The following is a 19,646-nucleotide window of genomic DNA, read 5'->3' as shown; positions in this document are numbered from 1 at the left end:
TCATGAGCAACAAGTCCGCGGCCATCCTCCCGCCCATCCGTGTGCGCGACGTGAACAGTCAGGTTCACGGTCTGGTCAAGACGACGGTCGACTGGGTCGGCGACTATTGGCTGCAATTGCTGGTATCAATCGGCGTCGGAACCGCGATCGTCCTGGCGCTGCACGTTGCGCGCCGGCTCGGGCGGACACTGTGCGAGCGCGACGGCAAATTGCAGGGCTGGGGAATCGTACTGGGGCGTGCGATAGCGCGGACCGGGAACGTCTTCATGGTGCTGCTGGCGGCGAAGCTGGTCGTGGGCTTCGCCAATCCGCCGGCCGACGTCACACGGGTGATCAATTTCCTGTTCACGATCTCCGCGGTCTTCCAGGCGGCCTTGTGGGCCCGCGAGCTGATCCTCGGCGCGATCGAGCACCGCACGCGCAACGAACATTATTCCGGCGAGGCGATCGGCAGCGCGATGGGCATCATCCGCCTGCTGGTGAGCTTCGCGGTATTTGCGATCGCGTTGATCGTCGTCCTCGACAACCTCGGCGTCAACGTCACCGGGCTGGTGGCGGGACTCGGCGTCAGCGGCATCGCGATCGGTCTGGCCGCGCAAGGCATCTTCGCCGATCTGTTCGCCGCCCTTGCGATCATCTTCGACCGGCCGTTCCGTCGCGGCGACGCGATCAGCTATGACAAGTCGTCCGGGACGGTCGAGGCGATCGGGCTGAAGTCGACGCGCATCCGCGGCGTTACCGGCGAAGAACGGATCGTCGCGAACAAGCAGCTGCTCGAGAAGGAAATCATCAACAACAGCTCGCGCGACTATCGGCGCGTCATCTTCACGCTCGGGCTGGTGCAATGGACCCCGATCGAGACGATGGAGGCACTGCCGTCGATGCTGAAAGACGTGATCGAGGCCAATGGCATGAAATTCGTTCGCGCCGGCTTCACCACGTTCGGCACGAACAGCTATGATTTCGACGTGGAATTCGATTCCCCCAGCGCCGCGTTCCAGGACTTCTACGACGCACGTCACACCGTCGGGATGGCGATCGTCCGCATGTTGAACACGGACGGGATCGAACTGGCCTATCCGACCCAAACGACGCTCGCCGGGCCGGGAGCGGACGGATCCGGCTTGCCGCCGACCGCGACGAAGCCGCCATCGTCCGAACAGCGCAAGGGCACCGGAGCAGCCGCCAGCCGTTCCGCCGTGGACGAGGACGCCGCGCACAATTGATTTCGCAATACGGTTACTGTCGAATTGTGACTGTTGCGTACGTCATTCACAGTATATTGCCGATAGTTTCGGCGGGAACATTCAAAACGGCTGTATCGCCACTGGCGTTACCGCCGTTTTTGACCTATAATTTCCCTGTATACAGAGAGCGAATGAACTGATCCCGAAGATAACAGCGAAAGGGATTATAGCGGACGCCGATCTCTTAGGGGCGACAGTAGTGGCATTGCAGCGGTTGCACGACCCAGAGGCCAGTATCGAAACGCGGCTTAATCAGGCCGCTCTCGCCTATTTGCGCAAGAACTGGCCAACACCGGTCCATCTTTCGCCGACCCGACTTGGCACGGAGTTCTCGCCCGAAGGCAAGACCTTCGTCCGCATCGTCCAGAGCCTGATCGACGAGGGCTTTCTGTCGGTCGAGTTTTTCCTGATCGGTACGGGCGACGAACCGACCGCCCGCGATGCGATCCTCACGCGGAAAGGTGTCGCCGCGACGCTGAACCTGTGACCGGCGGTCGCCCGGTCACACGATCAGTTCGATAATTCCCGCCAGTTTCCGCAAGGTTGCGAGGTCGTCGTCCGATACGGTGCGGGTCTCCTCCGCCAGGATCGCCAAAGTCCCGATCCGCGCGCCGCGGTCGTCGCGCAACGGAACGGCGACATAGAAGGGAAAACCCGCCGCCCCCGCGGCCACCGGATTGACCAGCGCGCCGAGCGAATGTTGCGCCTGCCCGCTGACGGGCGTGATGCTCGCCGCGCCGACACGCTTGGTTTGCCAACCCTGGGCGATGCGGTCGATGACGATCACGGCAAGCGGAACATCGAGCGACCGCATCGCCAAATGGGCCAAATCGTCGAGCACCACAGCGCCGCTCGCCGCGCGCCGGTCGTGGCGTGCATCGCTCAATACATACATTTCGCGTTGATCGGTTGGTCGCTGTTTCATCGCTACTCGCATGAGGATCTTGTTCCTTCCGACGGCGCCCAACTGATGTTGGGTTAATGTAGGAGGACCTATGCATGGATATTCTAGGGGCACATCCGCCTTAAGTCGGGTTTCATTCCTATTGACTATGATCGGTGGCAACTCGACGAAGGTTTTGCGTCATTTAAAATGCTCCGTCGCGCCCGCCGGCCGCTCCGACGAATCGTCGGCCGCCCTGATTCGAAAATCCGGTTCGCCGGAGAGGGCCTGCGCGGCGTCGCGTTCCTGCCAATTAACGCTACGGCCGCCTATCCGTTCCGATCATGGGTTTCCACAAGGCTTGCATGGGGCAAAAGCCGGTGCCATCTCCCGCAGCACGATAGCCAGGCGCGCACTTTGCAGGGGAATGCCGTGACGACCACGATTACAATTCAGGAGCTCGCCGGTCGGATCGGCAGCGAGCAGGTATCGGACTGGGTCGAAGTCAGCCAGGAAATGATCGACAAATTCGCGGATGCGACGGGCGACCACCAGTTCATCCACGTCAATCCGCAAATGGCCGCGATGACCCCGTTCGGCGGCACGATCGCGCACGGCTTCCTGACGCTGTCGCTGATGCCGCTGCTGTCCTCGAAGATCATCGACGCGGTCCAGATCGAGGGCGTCAAGATGGGGATCAATTACGGCGGCAACAAAGTGCGCTTCCTCCAGCCCGTGCGGTCCGGCAAGCGCGTGCGCGGTCGGTTCAAGTTGCTCGAACTGATCGAGAAGCGCCCCGGCCAGTGGCAGCAGACCAACGAATTCACGGTCGAGATCGAAGGCGAAGAAAAGCCCGCGATGATCGCCGAATGGATGTCGCAGATCTTCGTGTGATCTTTAAAAAGCCCCTCCCCTTTAGGGGAGGGGTCGGGGTGGGGCCGTGCCGTTATCGAACCGGCTGCCTCCATCCCACGTCCCCACCCCAACCCCTCCCCTGAAGGGGAGGGGCTTATAGAAGGAGAAGCCCGATGCGTTCAGCCGTCATCGTTTCCACCGCCCGCACCCCGATCGGTCGCGCCTATCGCGGTGCGTTCAACAACACCCCCGCCCCCACGCTTGCCAGCCACGCGATCAAGGCCGCCGTCGAGCGCGCCGGGATCGATGGTGGCATGGTCGACGACGTCGTCTTCGGCTGCGCGCTCCAGCAGGGCCACCAGGCCGGCAACATCGCGCGCACGTCGCTGCTGCGCGCCGGGCTCCCCGTCACTGTGCCGGGCATGTCGGTCGACCGCCAGTGCGCCAGCGGCCTGATGGCGATCGCAACCGCCGCCAAGCAGATCATCACCGACAATATGGACGTCACCATCGGCGGCGGGGTCGAGAGCATCAGCCTCGTCCAGACCCCGCAGATGCGTTTCGCCCCCGACCCCGAGCTGATCGCCATGCACAAGGACGTGTACATGGCGATGCTCGGCACGGCGGAAGTCGTCGCCAAGCGGTACAACATCAGCCGCGAAGCCTGCGACGAATATGCGCTCCAGTCGCAGCAGCGCACGGCTGCCGCGCAGGCAGCGGGCTATTACGATCAGGAGATCATCCCCGTCACCGCGACGATGGCGGTGACCAACAAGGAGACCAAGGAAGTCACGCACAAGGAGGTCACGCTCTCCAAGGACGAAGGCAACCGCCCCGAGACGACGCTCGAGGGTCTCCAGTCGCTCCAGCCCGTGATGGGTCCGGGGATGAACGTGACCGCGGGCAACGCCAGCCAGCTGTCGGACGGCTCGTCCGCCTCGGTGCTGATGGAAGAGTCGCTCGCCTCGAAGCGCGGCCTCACCCCGCTCGGCCGTTATGTCGGCATGGCGGTGGCTGGCACCGAGCCCGACGAGATGGGCATCGGCCCGGTCTTCGCGATCCCCAAGCTGCTCGAGCGCTTCAACCTCAAGATGGACGATATCGGCCTGTGGGAGCTCAACGAGGCGTTCGCGGTGCAAGTGCTGTATTGCCGCGACAACCTCGGCATTCCGGATGAGCTGCTCAACGTGTCGGGCGGTGCGATCTCGATCGGCCATCCGTACGGCATGACCGGCGCGCGCGCGACCGGCCACGCGCTGATCGAGGGCAAGCGGCGCGGCGCGAAGTACGTCGTCGTGACGATGTGCATCGGCGGCGGCCAGGGTGCGGCAGGGTTGTTCGAAGTCCTGTAATTGAAGTCGACGCCCGTTTCGTCTATAACGGCGTCGGCGATCATAGGCGCCTCTCATAGCGAGCCCCGGTCGTGTCAGCGGCCGGGGCTCAATACGTGTGGGGCTCGGCTGTCAGACCGAGCCCCGCCCGTGCACCTCAATCTTTGCGTGCCATCTCGATGATCTTCAGGACCAAGGTCGCGAAGGCAAGAAGCACGCCCAGGATCAGGCACAGATCGGCGACCATCATAGGTGCACCTCTCATCTTGGCGGCCGAATTGCCGCCGCGGGAATGACTAATCGCGACTTTGACGATCGGCAAATCCAGGCGACACTCGCCTTGCCCGGTCGCCCTGCTTTCGACCGATGGTGTTCCGTATTCTTCGCAGGATACGCCAATGTCTTGCCAGCGATTACCGCAGAAAATGCCGGGCAACCAACCCAGCGTCCCGTCGTTTCCTGTCCGAACCATCCTGAAGGAGACACCCGCATGGCCGACACCCACGAAATCAAGGAAACGCTGTGGAAGAAGATGGCGGACAGCCCCTTCGTCATGGTCGGCCTCGCCGACGGTTCGTCGCATAGCGAACCGCTGACCGCGCAGCTCGACAAGGATCTGGTCGACACGCTGTTCTTCTTCACCGGCAAGGACAATCGGCTCGCCGGCGGTGGCAAGGTGATGGCCCAGTTCGTGGCCAAGGGGCACGACTATTTCGCGTGCATGGCCGGCACGATCCGCCAGGACAATGACACGGGCATGATCGACAAGCTGTGGAACAAGCAGGTCGAGGCCTGGTTTCCCGAAGGTAAGGAAGACCCCAACCTCGCCCTTCTGCGCATGGACATCGACAGCGCCGAATTGTGGGAAACCGACATTTCGCTGACGGGTCGCGTCAAGATGTTGTTCGGCGGCACCATCACTGCGGAGGAAAGCAGCAGCCACGCCAAGGTCAGCACGACGGCCGCGTAAGCGAAGGGTTCCCTGATCCCGCTGGATTCCGGCCGCGTGCCGGGATCCAGCATAAACAGGTACGGACCGGCCCGGCAACGCGCGGCGGAGCGCGGTCCGCTACGCTCTTCAGCCGTGCGCTTTCATCCATTCCTCGACGACCGGCGCGACCTTGTTGCGCCACTTCGACCCGTTGAAGATGCCGTAATGGCCCGCGCCCTCGGCCATGTAATAGCGCTTCTTGTCGTCCGGCAGGTTGGTCGCGATCGTCAGCGCCGCGCGCGTCTGCCCGAGCCCCGAAATGTCGTCCTTCTCGCCTTCGATCGCGAGGATCGCGATATCGGTGATCGCACCCGGATCGACCGGACGACCGCGATGCGTCATCGTTCCCTTGGGCAGCGCATGGTCCTGGAACACCACGTCGATCGTCTGCAGGTAGAATTCGGCGGTCATGTCGCAGACCGAGCGATATTCCTCGTAGAACCGCTTGGTCGCATCCGCCTCCAGATCCTCGCCGACCACCAGATGTTTGAACATCTCGTAATGCGACATCATGTGGCTGCCGAGGTTCATCGACATGAAGCCGGCAAGCTGCAGGAACCCCGGATACACCTTGCGGCCAGCGCCCGGATGCGTCGCGGGGATCGTCGCAATGACGTTCTGGCTGAACCAGCTGTGCGGACGCTCGGTCGCCAGCGTGTTGACCGAGGTCGGTGCCTCGCGCGTATCTACCGGGCCGCCCATCATGGTCAGCGTCCTGGGACGGCACGGATGCTTGTCCGCACTCATCACGCACGCCGCCGCATAGCACGGCACGGACGGCTGGCACACCGCGAGCATGTGCCCGCCCGGGCCCACGACCTCGAGAAACGAGATCAGATAATCGATGTAATCGTCGAGGTCGAACTTGCCCTCGGACAGCGGCACCTGCTTCGCATCGCGCCAGTCGGTGATGTACACGTCCGCCACGGGTAGCATCCGCTCGACCGTACCGCGCAGCAGCGTCGCATAATGGCCGGACATCGGCGCGACGATCAGCAGTTTCGGTCCGGTTTCGACGCCTTCGCGGACGAACCGCTTGAGCTGTCCGAAGGGCTTGCGCGCAACGATCTCTTCGGTGACGGCAACGGTCTTGCCATCGACTTCGGTGAAATCAAGCCCGAAGGCCGGCTTCCCGCGCGGCGCGGCGGCGTGCGCGAACACTTCGAGCGCCGAGCCCATCACCGCCCCGCCGCCGAAATAGGCAAAGGGATTGGCCGGGTTGCTCAGCCACCCTGCGCTGAAGTCGGCCATGGCACTCGCGCCGGCGAGCATCGATTTTTGAATTTCATAGGCATTGTAGAGCATAGCCGCGCCTTCTAGCATACCGAGCTTACGATTCTATCATCATATGCGGCCATGCGACGAACGGACGTGCCGCATGCCCCAGAGAGATACGCGCCGCGCGGCAATAGGCTGCACGACGATTGAGGCGCCTGCCAGTCCCTGCTAGGCGATGCGCCATGGCAGAGACCGTTCACGCCGCTCCCACGCACGACCCAGCGCCTGGCACCGCCCCTCGCGACACGCCGGCACCCGGCCGGCGCAAGCTCAGCAACCTGCTGATGATCTGGCATTTCGGATCGCGCTATCCGGCGCAGATCACGATCGCACTGCTCGCGTTGCTGACGACGTCGGCAACCACCCTGTACATCCCGTGGACCTTCAAGTCGGTGATCGATCAGGGATTCAGCCACGGCGGCGATCCGCAGCACATCGATCGCGTGTTTTACGGCCTGTTCGCGCTGGTCGCGGTCCTGGCCGTGGCGACCGCCGTGCGCTTCTACTTCGTGTCCTGGCTGGGCGAGCGAACCGTCGCCGATATCAGGACCGCGGTGCAGGCCAATCTGCTGCGCCTCGCCCCGCGCTGGTTCGAGGAGAACCGGCCATCGGAAGTCGCCTCGCGCCTGACATCCGACACCGCGCAGATCGAGAGCGCGGTCGGCACGACCGTATCGGTTGCCTTGCGCAACACGTTGACCGGGATCGGCGGGATCGTCTCGTTGTTCGCGCTCGCGCCGAAACTGGCGGGGATGCTGATCATCGGCATTCCGATCGTCGTTCTGCCGATCATGCTGCTCGGGCGGCGCGTGCAGAAATATTCGCGTTCCAGCCAGGATCGGATCGCCGACATCGGGGCGATGGCGGTCGAGACGTTTGCCGCGATGAAGATCGTCCAGGCGTTCGGCCAGGAAACCCGCGAGGCCGAGCGTTTCGCCGGGGCGGTCGACCGCAGCTTCACCGCCGCCAAGCGCCGGATCCGGATCCGCGCGATCATGACCGCGCTGGTGATCGGCCTGCTGTTCGGTGCGGTCACGCTCCTGATGTGGTCGACCCTGGCGGACGTCTCCGCAGGTCGGCTGACGGGTGGCGCCCTGACCGCGTTCATCTTCACCGCCGGGCTGGTAACCGGCGCATTCGGGGCCCTGACCGAGGTGTACGGCGATCTGCTGCGTGCTTCGGGCGCGGCCGAGCGGCTGGCCGAATTGCTCAACGAGGAGCCCGAGATCAGCGCGCCGGCGGTCCCGGCCACGCTGCCGGTTCCGGCGCGCGGCACGCTGACCTTCGATCATGTCGAATTCCGCTACCCGACGCGGCAGGATGTCGCAGCGTTGCACGACTTCTCGCTCGAGATCGGCAGCGGGGAAACCGTCGCGATCGTCGGCCCCTCGGGCGCGGGCAAGACCACGCTGTTCCAGCTGATCCAGCGCTTCTACGATCCCGATGCCGGATCGGTGCGGATCGACGGGGTCGATCTGCGCGATGCCGACCCCGCGGAAATCCGCGCGCGGATCGCGATGGTGCCGCAGGAAACCGTCATCTTCGGCGCGACCGCGCGCGACAATTTGCGCTACGGGCGCTGGAGCGCGCAGGACGACGAATTATGGGCAGCGGCAGAGGCCGCGAACGCCGCGGAATTCCTCCGCAAATTGCCCGACGGGCTCGATACCTTCCTCGGCGAGAGCGGCGCACGGCTGTCCGGCGGCCAGCGCCAGCGAGTCGCCATCGCCCGCGCCTTGCTGCGTGATGCGCCGATCCTGCTGCTCGACGAGGCGACCAGCGCGCTCGACGCGGAGAGCGAACGGCTCGTCCAGCAGGCGCTCGAGCGGCTGATGACCAACCGCACCACCCTTGTCATCGCGCACCGGCTTGCGACCGTGCGCGCCGCCAAGCGGATCATCGTCATGCGCGATGGCCAGATCGTCGAGCAGGGGTCGCACGGGTCGCTGATCGGCGAGAACGGGCTGTATGCGCGTCTCGCCAGCCTGCAGTTCAACGAAGCGGCTTGAAGGAGCCCGGCGGCCGCGGGCTTGTTCGCGCGCCGTCTATGCCGCACACTCCGCCGCATCCGGCACAGCATCCGGATCGCTCAACGGAGAGCCACATGACGCGCGACTTCGACATCATCGTATTCGGGGCAACGGGGTTCACGGGTCGCCTGGTTGCCGAATATCTCCTCGGCAGCGGCGCCCGGCGCTGGGCGATGGCGGGCCGATCGCTCACCAAGCTGGAACAGGTGCGCGACCTGATCGGTGCCCCGGCAGATACGCCGCTCGTCACCGCCAATGCCGACGATCCCGCGGCGCTCCGCGCGCTGTGCCGTCGCACCACCGTCGTGCTGACCACGGTCGGCCCGTACCAACTGTACGGCAGCGATCTGGTCGCCGCCTGTGCCGAAACCGGGACCGCCTATGTCGATCTCTGCGGGGAACCGGCATGGATGCGCCACATGATCGACGCGCATCACGAGACGGCAACGGCCTCGGGCGCACGGATCGTGTTCAGCTGCGGCTTCGATTCCATTCCGTTCGACCTGGGCGTGCTGACGCTCCAGGAGGCTGCCCGGACCAAGTTCGGTCATCCGCTACCGCGGGTGAAGGGGCGGGTCCGCAAGATGCAGGGCGGCTTTTCCGGCGGGACCGCCGCCAGTCTCAAGGCGACACTCGCCGCGGCGGCGAAGGATCCGTCGCTGCTCGGTCTGCTGGTCGATCCGTTCGCGCTGACACCGGGGTTCCAGGGGCCGAGCCAGCCGCGCGGCTTGCTGCCCGAATATGACAAGACGATCGAGGCGTGGGTCGCGCCGTTCATCATGGCGCCGATCAACACCAAGAACGTCCACCGCACCAATTTCCTGCTCGGCGATGCCTATGGCCCCGGCTTCGTCTATGACGAAATGATGGTGGCGCCGGGGCTCGGCGACATGGGCAAGGCGGCGGCCGAGGCGATCGCCCGGATCAATCCGCTCGCGAGCGACAAGGGTCCGAAGCCTGGCGAGGGGCCAAGTCGGGAAGAGCGCGACGCGGGTTTCTACGATTTGCTGTTCATCGGGGAAGGCCCGGGGGGCGAACGGATCGACTGCGTCGTCACCGGCGACAAGGATCCAGGCTATGGATCGACCAGCAAGATGATCGCAGAGACCGCGCTCTGCCTGGTGGAAGAGGCGGGCGGCGCTGGCGGCATCTGGACGCCGGGCGCGTTGCTGGGGCGCGGTCTCGCGGACCGGCTGCAGGCCCGGGCCGGGCTTGTCTTCCGGGTGGGGTGATCGCAAGGGGGCTGCTACCAGGGGCAAGGCACGCCCGGGCGGACGCACCGCGATCCCTACGACCGGAAACAGGACGTAGAATTGCTCCTCAACGCCGAGTGTCCAGGTGTGGAGGAAGGGAATGGTGAAATGGCCATCCCCGGGCACGATAGCGGACAAGACTTGGCTGCGACTCAGCTACCCAGCGCATGTCCGTCATTAGTATTGCCCCCAGCAAGATTTGCTTCGCAAATCGGCTGGCCTTTCCTTGATTTTTACTGGGATGTCCATGCAGGAATACGGGGCGAGCGGATCAGCCTCGCGGACCTCGGCACGGCGCGTTCTCAGCGCGTCCATCCGGCGGCAGAGTGTCATCCATGGCGCGGGCTAAGCCGCGGTAGCCCTGTCCGTGCGGCGTTGGCCGCCCACGGCATGCGAAATGCGCCGGGCGAGGATCAGTCCGCCGACGGCAAGATCGGTCGCAGGTCGCCGGACACCATCGCCCGCCCCTTCCCCAGCGATTTTGCGTTGTACAGCGACAGGTCGGCGCGACGCAGGATATCGCTGCGCGACGTAATGCCTTGATCGAGCACGCACGCCCCGATGGTCGCGCGCACGACGATCGCCCCCGCCGCGCCGGCCACCGGAAACGTCAGCGCGGTCAGCAACGTCGCCAGCAACGCCCGTAGCCGCCCCAGCGCGTCTCGATCCGTGATCGCGAGCACGAACTCGTCACCCCCCGGTCGCGCGACAAAGCCGATGCGATCGGCATGGCGCGCGAGGATGTCGGCGGTGCGCTGCAGCACCTGGTCTCCCGCCTGGTGTCCGTACGTGTCGTTGACCCGTTTGAAATTATCGAGGTCGAGCAGAACGACGGCAAGCCCGTCCTCCGTCGAGCGGTTTTCGAAACGCTCGTTCAGGAAACGATTGAGCGCGGCGCGATTGGCAATACCGGTGAGATCGTCGACCAGCGCGCTCCGCTCCAGGGCACGCTCGATTTCATATTGCGCCGTGACGTCCTGGCAAACCCCGACCAGGCATCTGGCTTCGCCGTCCGGCCGGTCCACTTCCCCGACGTTGCGAAAGCGCCGTCGCCGTCCGTCCACCGTGATGATGTCGGTTTCGACCTCATAGGGCTGCCCCGTTGCGATCGCGCGGTCGATCGCCTGCATCAACACCATGCGGTCGTTGAACGGATAGAAGTTCAGGAACCTGTCCCACGTCGGCATCGCGGCCGCCGGATCGACGCCAAACACGATCCGCGCTTGCCGGGTCCACTCCATCTCGGCGGTCGCGAGATCCAGCCGCCAAGACCCGATGTCGGCCAACCGCTCCACCAGGTCGAAATGGCGAAGCCAGCGGGCTTGCACGACATCCCGCCGGGCGGGCGCGAGCCGCTTTATCGGGTGTCGCATCAGCACGATGCGGTCGTCCCCGGACATCGCCCTGCGGGCTGCCGACACGTAATCGTCCTTGTTTTACGGCTTCACAGCCAATGGTCATGACCCATTATAGACGTGTCCGGGCGCTGACCGCGGTTCGGCAAGGGATTCCGCGCCGCGACCCGACGCCGACCCGGCATCGCGTCGCGTCGCGTCGCGCCGGCGGGCTAGCGTTTCTTCCCCTGATGGCGAATGTTTGCAGGCCGACCCCGCCGTTTGAGCACGCGGGGCGCGGGCTTGCCAGCGCTCCTGCCGCGCTCGGCGCGGTCGGGCGAAGCGCCCCGCCCCTCGACCATCTCGAAGCGCAGCGCCCCGGACACGGGATTCGCCTCGGCCAGGCGAAGCGGGAGTTTCTGCCCACTGGCATAGACCGTCCCGCTCTGTTCGCCGGTAAGCGTGCGCGCCGCCTCGTCAAACCGGAAATATTCGCCACCGATATCGCGCACGGGCATCAAGCCGTCGCCCCCGATGCCATCGACGGTCGCGAAGAACCCGAAGTTGGTGACACCGGTGATCCGCGTCTCGAGCACCTCGCCGACCTTCTCCGCCAGGAACGCGGCGACATAGCGGTCGATCGTATCGCGCTCGGCCTCCATCGCGCGGCGTTCGAATTGCGAGATCGACTGGCCGATGCGTTCCATGCCCGCGGCCTCGCCTTCGGTCAGGCCGCCCGCGCCGAGCGTGTACGCGGCAACCAGCGAACGATGGACGAGCAGATCGGCATAGCGCCGGATCGGCGAGGTGAAATGCCCGTAGCTCCCGAGCGCCAGCCCGAAATGGCCGAGGTTGGCCGGGGCATAATAGGCCTGCGTCTGGGTCCGCAGCACCTGTTCCATGATCTGCGGCCGCACGTCTTCATCGACGACCTTGGCGAGGATGTGGTTGAACGTGCGCGGCTGGATCACCTGGCCGAGCGCGAAATCGATCCCGAAGGTCTTGAGATAGTCCTTGAGCGCGACGATCTTCTCGCGGCTCGGCTGTTCGTGGACGCGGTACATGACCGGCGCCTTCTTCGCCTCGAGCGCCTTGGCGGCCGCGACGTTGGCGGCGATCATGTAATCCTCGATCAGCTTGTGCGCGTCGAGCCGTTCGCGTGGGCTCACCGAGAGGATCCGGCCTTTCTCGTCGAGCACGACGCGGCGTTCGGGGAGATCGAGATCGAGCGGCGCCCGCGCCTCGCGCGCCGTGTTGAGCGCGCGCCAGCACTCCCACAGGGGAAGAAGCGCCGCGAGGATGGGATCAACGCCAAAACCGTCCCGTAGCCCCTCCCCTTCAGGGGAGGGGTTGGGGTGGGGCAGTCCAGCAGACACATCGTCGGCGGCAGGCACGGCCCCACCCCCAACCCCGCCCCTGACGGGGAGGGGTTTTTGGGTGTCCCCAACCCCGCCCGCAGAGGGCTGGGCGTTGTGCGCATCCACCATCGCCTGCGCATCCTCATACGCCAGGTTGGCCGCGATCCGCACCACCGCGCGGGTAAAGTGAAAGCTCTTGAGCGTGCCGTCCTTGCCGATCCGCAGATGGCAGGCCAACGCCGCGCGATCGACGCCCTCTTTCAGCGAGCACATTTCCGCCGACAGGCTCTCGGGCAGCATCGGCACGACGCGATCCGGGAAATAGACGCTGTTGCCGCGTCGGCGCGCCTCGCGATCGAGCGCCGAGCCGGGGCGAACGTAGAAGGACACGTCGGCGATCGCGACGATCGCCTTCCAGCCGCCGGCGTTGCCGGGATCGTCGTCCGGCGCCGCCCACACCGCATCGTCATGGTCGCGCGCATCCGCCGGATCGATCGCGACGATCGGCAGGGCGCGCAGGTCCTCGCGATCCGCGCCGAGCGGCTGCGCGGCGACGCGAACGGCTTCCTCGAGCGTCTCCGTCGAGAACACGTCCGGGATGCCGAGCTTGTGGATCGCGATCAGCGAAAAGCTCCGCGGGGCGAACGGATCGCCCAGCACCTGGGTCACCCGCACGGTGATGCGGGGCGGCCGCCCGGCCCGTTCGGCAAGGACGAGATCGCCCGCCTGCGCGCCGCCTGCATCCGACACCGCGAATTCGTGGCGCTCCTTCTTTTCGACGCCTTGCAGCCACATGCCGCCGGGTTCCTGCCGCAGCACGCCGAGCACGAGGTCCTCGCCGCGCGGCAAGGTCTTCATGGGATGCGCGATCCAGCCCTGCCCCGCCTCCTCGGTGCGGGCCAGCACGCGGTCCCCGACGCCGAGCGCGCCGCGCTTGCGCTCGCGGACCCGCAGCTTCGGCGCGGGTGTATCGGCTTCCCACCGCTCGGGCACGGCCCAGACATTGCCGCCGTCATCGGCATCGACGATGCGCAAGACGGTCACCTTCGGCACGCCACCCATCTTGTGGAACGCACGGCCGGGGGCGCTGTCGATCAGGCCTTCGTCGGCCATGTCCTTGAGCAACGCCTTGAGCAGGATCTTGTCCTGCGCGGTCAGGCCGAAGGCACGCGCGATCTCGCGCTTGCCCGCGGGCGTGTCCGATGTCGCGATGAAATCGAGGATCTGTTCAGGGGTCGGAAGACCCTTGGTCGTGCTGCTAGGGGTACGCTTAGGCATCGCTCGACCATAGGGCAGCGGACGGGTGATGCCATCCATGAAAAAGCCGCTACCCGGGGCTTACGCCAGGCAGCGGCTTGAGGTGGGCGAAATACTGTCGCCGGAAACGTCGCGTTACGCGATCAGAACTTGCCCCGCAGCGTCACGCCATAGGTGCGTGGCTCGGCCAGATATTGCGAGAAGATCTGGCGGCCGCCGGGATATTGCGGATCGACGAACGGCGCGCTGGTCGTTCCCGCCTGGAAGGGCGAGTTGAACGCGACCTGCGTGTAGTTCTTGTTGAAGATGTTCTGGCCCCACAGCTCGATCGCCCAGCGCTGGTCGCGACCACGGATGCCGACGCGCGCGTTGAACACCGCGAAACTGTCCTGCGCCTTCTGCGGGAACAGGTCGGAACCGGTGTTATAGTCGCCCGACAGGCGGCTATCGATGTAGAACAGCGCCGACAGTCCGTTGCTGCCAAGGCTCGGCGTCCAGGCGACCGAGCTGGTCACCACGACTTCGGGTGCGTTCGACAGGTTCTTGCCCGGCAGCACGCGCAAGGCCGGGTCGAGCGGCGCGCCGCTGCTGTTGCCGACCAGATTGTTGCGATACTTCGTCGACTGGTAAGTGAAGCCCAGATTGACGCGGAAATCGCGCATCGGGACCAGCGCCGCCTCGAGCTCGACACCCTGCGACAGGACACCGTACCCTACGCTGCCACTGGAACACTGACCCGTGGCTGCGCTGAGATCCCGATCCCCGCCGTTGAGGCTGCTGGTGCACCCGTTAATGTTCTGTACCAGGAACACCGTGCCGTTGAACGTGTTCAGCTGGAAATTGCTGAATTCCTGACGGAACGCCGCCGCCGACAGCGTGAACGGACCGGTCCCGTATTTCGCGCCGACTTCGTAGGACGTCACCGTCTCGGGATCGAACTGCAGGTTGTTGACCAGCGCCTGGGCACCACCCACCGCGGCGAACGTCGTCGTCGGGACGCCGTTGAACAGCTGGATCGGGTTCTTGAGCGCCGACCGATCGAGGTTGAAGCCGCCCGCTTTGTAGCCGCGCGAATAGCTGCCGTAGAGCAACATGTGGTCGAACGGCCGCCACGACAGGATGCCCGTGCCGCTGAACCGGTCCTCGTGACGCTTGCTGTTGATCGACACGCCGTTCAGCTCGGCGGTGGAATTGCCTTGGCACGACAGGCCGATCAGGCCACCGGCCACGGCGGCCAGCCCGGCGTTGCTGAGGAACGGCGTCAGCGCGGCCTCATTGGCGACGCACGCCGTATTGTCATTGCCGAAGGTCGCCGCGAACTTCTTGGTTTCGTTGGTGTAGCGTACCCCGAGCGTGACATCGAGCCGGTCGGTCAGGTGAAAGATGTTGTGCGTGAAGATCGCGAAATTGCGGCTGTTCTGGGTATAGCGGTCGAGCGTCGAGCCCTTGTCGTTGATGCTGTCGAGCCGGTCGAACGCCGCATAGATCAGCGGCGACGCGGCGCCGAACGCCAGCGGGCGCGCGCCAAGGCAACCGGGCGACGTCGGCGAATACAGCGCCGCCAAGCCCCCGCCGGAAACGATCCGGCAGGTCGCGAAGCGCCCATATTGGCTGCCGAACCGCAAATTGTCGGTCACGGTCAGGTCTTCGTTCGCGAAATAGCCGCCGACCAGCCAGTCGAGCTTGTTGTCGAACAGATTGCCCTGCAGGCGCAATTCCTGCGTGAAGGTCTTGAACTGGCGCAGCGAACCGCCGTTGGCGGCACGGTACAGGATGTCCACCGAGCTATAGTCGGTGTCCGATCCCTGATCGCTCTTATATTCGCGATACGCCGTGATCGACGTCAGGTTGATCCCGCCGAGACGCCAGTCGATCTGGCCCGAGATCCCCTTGTCGGTCGTGATGCCGGCGAAACTGCGCCCGGGGCTGACGCTCACGTTGCGGTCGTATCCCGCGTTGGTCAGCTTGGCGAGCGGCTGGCCCAGATCGCGCAGCACGTTGATGATGTTGTTGCCGTTTGCGTTCGTCGGCGACAGCGGCGTCTGCGGGTTGTTCAGATTGCCGACGAACTGGTTGACCGAATTGTCGACGTAGATCGCGGCGCAGCACTTCTCGTTGCGATGCGTATAGTCGCCGATCAGCCGCAGCGAGAAATCCGCGCTGGGTTGATACAGGATCTGCCCGCGGATGAAGTAGCGGTCGCGGTTGTTGATGTCGGTCTTGTTGGTGGTGTCGTAATAGAAGCCGTCGCGCTTGACATATACCGCGTCGAGCCGGGCGGCGATCGTCTGCGTCAGCGGCACGTTGACCGCGCCCGCCAGACGATAATAATTGTAGTTGCCGTAGGTCGCCTCGCCGTTCGCGCCGAAGGTGAAGCTCGGCTTCTTCGAAAAGACGTTGATCACGCCCGCGGATGCATTGCGGCCGCCCAGCGTTCCCTGTGGTCCCCGCAACACTTCGACCCGGTCGATCTCGCCGAGTTCGTTGAGCCCGATGCCCGCGCGCGACCGATACACGCCGTCGACGAAAACCGCGACCGAGCTTTCCAGCCCGGGGTTGTCACCGACCGTACCGATGCCGCGAATACGGGGCGAACCGTTCGCTTCCGATCCGGTGGAGGACACCAGCAGCGACGGGGCGAGCTGGCTCAGCTGGCGGATGTCGTTGGCGCCCGAGTTGGCGAGCGAGGCCGAGGACACGGCGGACACCGCGACCGGGACATTGGCGAGCAGCTGCGAACGGCCCTGCGCGGTGACGATGATGTCCTGACCGGCGTCGTCCTGGCTGCCGCCGGTGTCTGCCGCCGGGGCTGGCGAAGGCGTTTGGGCTGGTGGGGTCGCTTGCTGGGCAAGAACGGGGTTAGCCGTACCGATTGCCAGAGCCGAAAGCGCACACGCCACCAAATACCGCTTGTTGGGCATCTTTATCTCTCCCCGGGCCGGAGCGCTGATCGGCTCCGTACCCTATCCTCGAATGCCCTGACAACAGACTCCCGTCAAGCATCGGATTCTGCTAATTGACGGAGCGTGACGTTGCTGTTGCACAAAAGACATAATGAGAATGCGCCCGGTGCGGCCAGAACGTATTTTCTAAACCATAGTGTCGAGGATCCGTCGTCCAAACGGATGAGCCGTGGGTCAATAGCCGTTGAGCCGCGCGAACCGTTCGCGGTGGTAGGCGGCATTGCCCCACATCGATTCCAGCACGCGCGACCGCTTGATGTAGAAACCGGCGTCATAATCGTCGGTCATGCCGATGCCGCCGTGTAACTGGATCATCTCGCGACTCATCAGGTTGAGCGTGTCGCTCGCGATCGCCTTGGCGAGGCTCACCGACTGGTCGAGATCCGAGCGCCCGGCATCGATCGCTTCCAGCGCCCCTTCCACAGCCGATCGCATCAGCTCCAGTTCGGTGAACAGCTTCGCCATGCGGTGCTGGAGCGCCTGGAAGGTCGACAGTTGCTGTCCGAACTGGACCCGCGTCTTCAGGTAATCGTTGGTCGTGTGAAACGCCTGCTCCGCCATGCCCAGCATTTCCGCGCACACGATCGCCGTCGCGCGGTCGACCACCTGTGCGGTCAGCGCCCGGTCGCCGAGCCGTTCAGCGGGTGCGTTGGTGAAGCGCACTTCGGCATGGCTGCGCGAATCCGCCATGGCGCGGGAATGGCGCGTCACCCCTTCGTCCCCCGAAACGAGGTACAACCCGTCGGTCGCGGCGACGACGAACAGCGTGGCGCTGTCGCCTTCTGCGACGAAGGCCTTGGTGCCCGTCAGCTTGCCGTCGACCACATGCGTGGCGATCGATGCCGGGTCGTGCGTTGGGCCTTCGTCGATCGCGAGCGTGGCAACCACCTCTCCCGCGGCGATCCGGGGCAACCATTCCGCCCGCGCGGACTCCGACCCGCCCAGCACGATCGCGGTAGCGGCTGCCGCGCTGGCCGCGAGCGGCGACGCGGCGAGGTTGCGCCCGAGCTGTTCGAGCACGATCCCGAGCGACAGGTAGCCGAAGCCGGTCCCGCCGAACGCCTCGGGAATCACGATCCCGCCGAGCCCCATTTCCGCCAGCGCGGACCAGGCGGCCGGGTCGTATTTCTCGGCTGGCGCGGCGGCGCGCATCTTGCGGAAGGCGGAGACGGGCGATTCATTGTCCGCCCATTCGCGCACCATGTCGCGCAGCATCGTCTGTTCGTCGTTGAGTACGGCCATGTCGCTATCCCCCGATGATGTTGGCAAGAAAACGGGGGAGAATGGCTTCAGCCATCCTTCACCCCGCCCCTCTCCGGCGCGCCGCAGCGTCGCGGCCGCCTAACTGAATTTACTGGTGATCCAGCATCCCGAGGATGCGCTTGGAAATCACGTTGTTCTGGATCTCGGTCGAGCCGCCGTAGATCGACACGGCCTTGCCCCACAGCCAGGTGCGGGTCTGTTCGAGCTCCGCGTCGGTAAAGCCGTCGCCTTCCCAGCCGAGCCCGGCCATGCCCATGATCTCGATCGACAATTCGGCGCGGTCCTGGGTAATCCGCGCGCCGACGTTCTTCATGATCGAGGTCGCGGCCGACGGCCCCTGGTTCGACTTTGCCTCGAGCGCCGCGCGGCGCAGCGTCAGCGCGAAGGCGCGCGCGTCCATCTCGTGCCGCACGATCCGCATCCGCAGGTCGCTGTCGTTGACGCGCCCCTCGGCGTCGGTCCCGCGATAGTCCTTGGCGAGCGCGTTGACCGGCTTGCCCGCGAACAGCCGCGACGCCGAACCGCCGCCCGACAGGCTCGAGCGTTCGTGCTGGAGCAGCCGCGTGCCGATTTCCCAGCCCTGCCCCTCGCGTCCGACGAGATTGCCCTTGGGCACCATCACGTCGGTGAAGAAGGTCTCGCAGAACGGCGACTGGCCCGAGATCATCCGGATCGGCTTCACGTCGACGCCCTCGGCGGTCATGTCGAGCAGCAGGAAGCTGATCCCGCCATGCTTCTGGCTCTTGTCGGTCCGGACCAGCGCGAAGCATTTGTCCGCCCATTGCCCGCCGCTGGTCCAGGTCTTCTGCCCGTTGACGAGGTAGTGATCGCCCTTGTCCTCGGCGAAGGTCTGGACGTTGGCGAGATCGGACCCGGCATTGGGCTCGCTATACCCCTGGCACCAGCGGACTTCCCCCTTGGCGATCGCGGGAATATGCTCGCGCTTCTGGTCCTCGCTGCCATATTCGAGCAGCGTAGGCCCGAACATCATCACGCCCATCCCGCCGATCGGGTTCCACGCGCCGATCCGCGCCATTTCCTCCTGCAGCACCCTAATCTCGGGCTTGCTCAAGCCACCACCGCCATAGGCCGCGGGCCAGCCGGGGACGCCCCAGCCCTTCTCGCCCATCGCCTTCTGCCACGCGATTTCATCGGCGGAGGGATCGCTCGGGCCTTCGAGCGCGGACATCGCATTGTCCTTGCCCTTGAGCGCGGGCGGAAAATGTTCGGCAAGCCACGCGCGCGCCTCTTCGCGGAACGCGTCGAGCGCAGTCGCTGGAGTGTCGAGTTCGGGCGCGGTTGCCATGAAACCTGTCCTTGCTTCTGAAAACTGAAGATCGGGTATGGCGGCGCGATGCCATAGATCGGGGCGAATTGGAAGCGCAAAGACGGCACGCCCGGCACTCTCGGTCTTTGATGAAAGGACCTCGCTGACCGCCGTTCGGGCTGAGCGAAGTCGAAGCCCCTCTCCCCAGAGAGCTTCGCTTTCTGAACGAGCAGCCCTTCGACTTCGCTCAGGGCGAACGGAAATGTTGCGCGGTTTCCAAAGGGCGCGACACGGTCCCACGCCCCATCCTGAAAACAGGTCGCGCTTCAGATATTC

General features: G+C 65.1%; 15 protein-coding genes. 7 read left to right on the top strand and 8 right to left on the bottom strand.

All coding sequences use genetic code 11. The annotated features are described in order from the left end of the window. Positions 1 to 2: 2 nt before the first annotated feature. Complete coding sequence (locus L8G49_RS07375) at positions 3 to 1,226, top strand: mechanosensitive ion channel family protein (RefSeq protein WP_242140569.1); 1,224 nt, start codon at positions 3 to 5, stop codon at positions 1,224 to 1,226. Between the two features lie 220 nt (positions 1,227 to 1,446). Beyond that, on the top strand, positions 1,447 to 1,734 hold the full coding sequence (locus tag L8G49_RS07370; protein ID WP_242140570.1) for a hypothetical protein: 288 nt from the start codon (positions 1,447 to 1,449) through the stop codon (positions 1,732 to 1,734). A gap of 15 nt (positions 1,735 to 1,749) precedes the next feature. On the opposite strand, the gene L8G49_RS07365 is transcribed toward L8G49_RS07370, so the two are convergent. Continuing rightward, complete coding sequence (locus L8G49_RS07365) at positions 1,750 to 2,172, bottom strand: diguanylate cyclase (protein WP_242140571.1); 423 nt, start codon at positions 2,170 to 2,172, stop codon at positions 1,750 to 1,752. 375 nt (positions 2,173 to 2,547) lie between these two features. Between L8G49_RS07365 and L8G49_RS07360 the strand changes: the two genes are divergently transcribed. Then, positions 2,548 to 3,024, top strand: coding sequence for a MaoC family dehydratase (locus tag L8G49_RS07360; RefSeq protein ID WP_277923125.1), 477 nt, complete (start codon positions 2,548 to 2,550; stop codon positions 3,022 to 3,024). 134 nt (positions 3,025 to 3,158) lie between these two features. Continuing rightward, positions 3,159 to 4,337 carry an acetyl-CoA C-acyltransferase gene (locus L8G49_RS07355; protein WP_242183548.1) on the top strand — a complete coding sequence of 393 codons (1,179 nt, stop codon included), beginning with the start codon at positions 3,159 to 3,161 and terminating at the stop codon, positions 4,335 to 4,337. 136 nt (positions 4,338 to 4,473) lie between these two features. Here the strand turns inward: L8G49_RS07355 and L8G49_RS07350 are convergent, their stop codons facing one another. Then, on the bottom strand, positions 4,474 to 4,788 hold the full coding sequence (locus L8G49_RS07350; protein ID WP_242183547.1) for a hypothetical protein: 315 nt from the start codon (positions 4,786 to 4,788) through the stop codon (positions 4,474 to 4,476). An 18-nt stretch (positions 4,789 to 4,806) separates the two neighbouring features. On the opposite strand from L8G49_RS07350, the gene L8G49_RS07345 reads away from it, so the two are divergent. Continuing rightward, entirely contained in the window at positions 4,807 to 5,286 is a 480-nt protein-coding gene (locus L8G49_RS07345; protein WP_242183546.1) for a pyridoxamine 5'-phosphate oxidase family protein, read from the top strand. Positions 5,287 to 5,394: 108 nt separating this feature from the next. On the opposite strand, the gene phaZ is transcribed toward L8G49_RS07345, so the two are convergent. Beyond that, the gene (gene phaZ, locus L8G49_RS07340; RefSeq protein WP_242183545.1) at positions 5,395 to 6,612 is read right to left on the bottom strand and encodes a polyhydroxyalkanoate depolymerase; all 1,218 of its coding nucleotides are present in this window, start codon (positions 6,610 to 6,612) and stop codon (positions 5,395 to 5,397) included. Positions 6,613 to 6,767: 155 nt separating this feature from the next. Between phaZ and L8G49_RS07335 the strand changes: the two genes are divergently transcribed. Beyond that, positions 6,768 to 8,594: an ABC transporter transmembrane domain-containing protein gene (locus tag L8G49_RS07335; RefSeq protein ID WP_277923124.1), complete on the top strand. Its 1,827-nt coding sequence runs from the start codon at positions 6,768 to 6,770 to the stop codon at positions 8,592 to 8,594. A gap of 95 nt (positions 8,595 to 8,689) precedes the next feature. After that, positions 8,690 to 9,847, top strand: a complete 1,158-nt coding sequence (locus L8G49_RS07330; RefSeq protein ID WP_242140577.1) for a saccharopine dehydrogenase NADP-binding domain-containing protein — start codon at positions 8,690 to 8,692, stop codon at positions 9,845 to 9,847. Positions 9,848 to 10,281: 434 nt separating this feature from the next. On the opposite strand, the gene L8G49_RS07325 is transcribed toward L8G49_RS07330, so the two are convergent. From L8G49_RS07325 to L8G49_RS07305, 5 genes are all read right to left on the bottom strand, one after another. Beyond that, positions 10,282 to 11,289 carry a sensor domain-containing diguanylate cyclase gene (locus tag L8G49_RS07325; RefSeq protein WP_242183544.1) on the bottom strand — a complete coding sequence of 336 codons (1,008 nt, stop codon included), beginning with the start codon at positions 11,287 to 11,289 and terminating at the stop codon, positions 10,282 to 10,284. 146 nt (positions 11,290 to 11,435) lie between these two features. After that, positions 11,436 to 13,838 carry an RNB domain-containing ribonuclease gene (locus L8G49_RS07320; protein ID WP_242183543.1) on the bottom strand — a complete coding sequence of 801 codons (2,403 nt, stop codon included), beginning with the start codon at positions 13,836 to 13,838 and terminating at the stop codon, positions 11,436 to 11,438. A 122-nt stretch (positions 13,839 to 13,960) separates the two neighbouring features. Continuing rightward, the gene (locus tag L8G49_RS07315; RefSeq protein WP_242140579.1) at positions 13,961 to 16,738 is read right to left on the bottom strand and encodes a TonB-dependent receptor; all 2,778 of its coding nucleotides are present in this window, start codon (positions 16,736 to 16,738) and stop codon (positions 13,961 to 13,963) included. 216 nt (positions 16,739 to 16,954) lie between these two features. Next, complete coding sequence (locus tag L8G49_RS07310) at positions 16,955 to 18,022, bottom strand: acyl-CoA dehydrogenase family protein (RefSeq protein ID WP_242140580.1); 1,068 nt, start codon at positions 18,020 to 18,022, stop codon at positions 16,955 to 16,957. A 109-nt stretch (positions 18,023 to 18,131) separates the two neighbouring features. Next, a complete protein-coding gene (locus L8G49_RS07305; RefSeq protein WP_242140581.1) occupies positions 18,132 to 19,349 on the bottom strand; it encodes an acyl-CoA dehydrogenase family protein in 1,218 nt (405 codons plus the stop codon). Between the last annotated feature and the right edge of the window lie 297 nt (positions 19,350 to 19,646).

The organism is Sphingomonas sp. CARO-RG-8B-R24-01 (assembly GCF_022662295.1).
Lineage (GTDB): Bacteria > Pseudomonadota > Alphaproteobacteria > Sphingomonadales > Sphingomonadaceae > Sphingomonas.
Note: the sequence above shows the minus strand (reverse complement) of the source record. Positions and strands in the feature narration are given on the sequence as shown.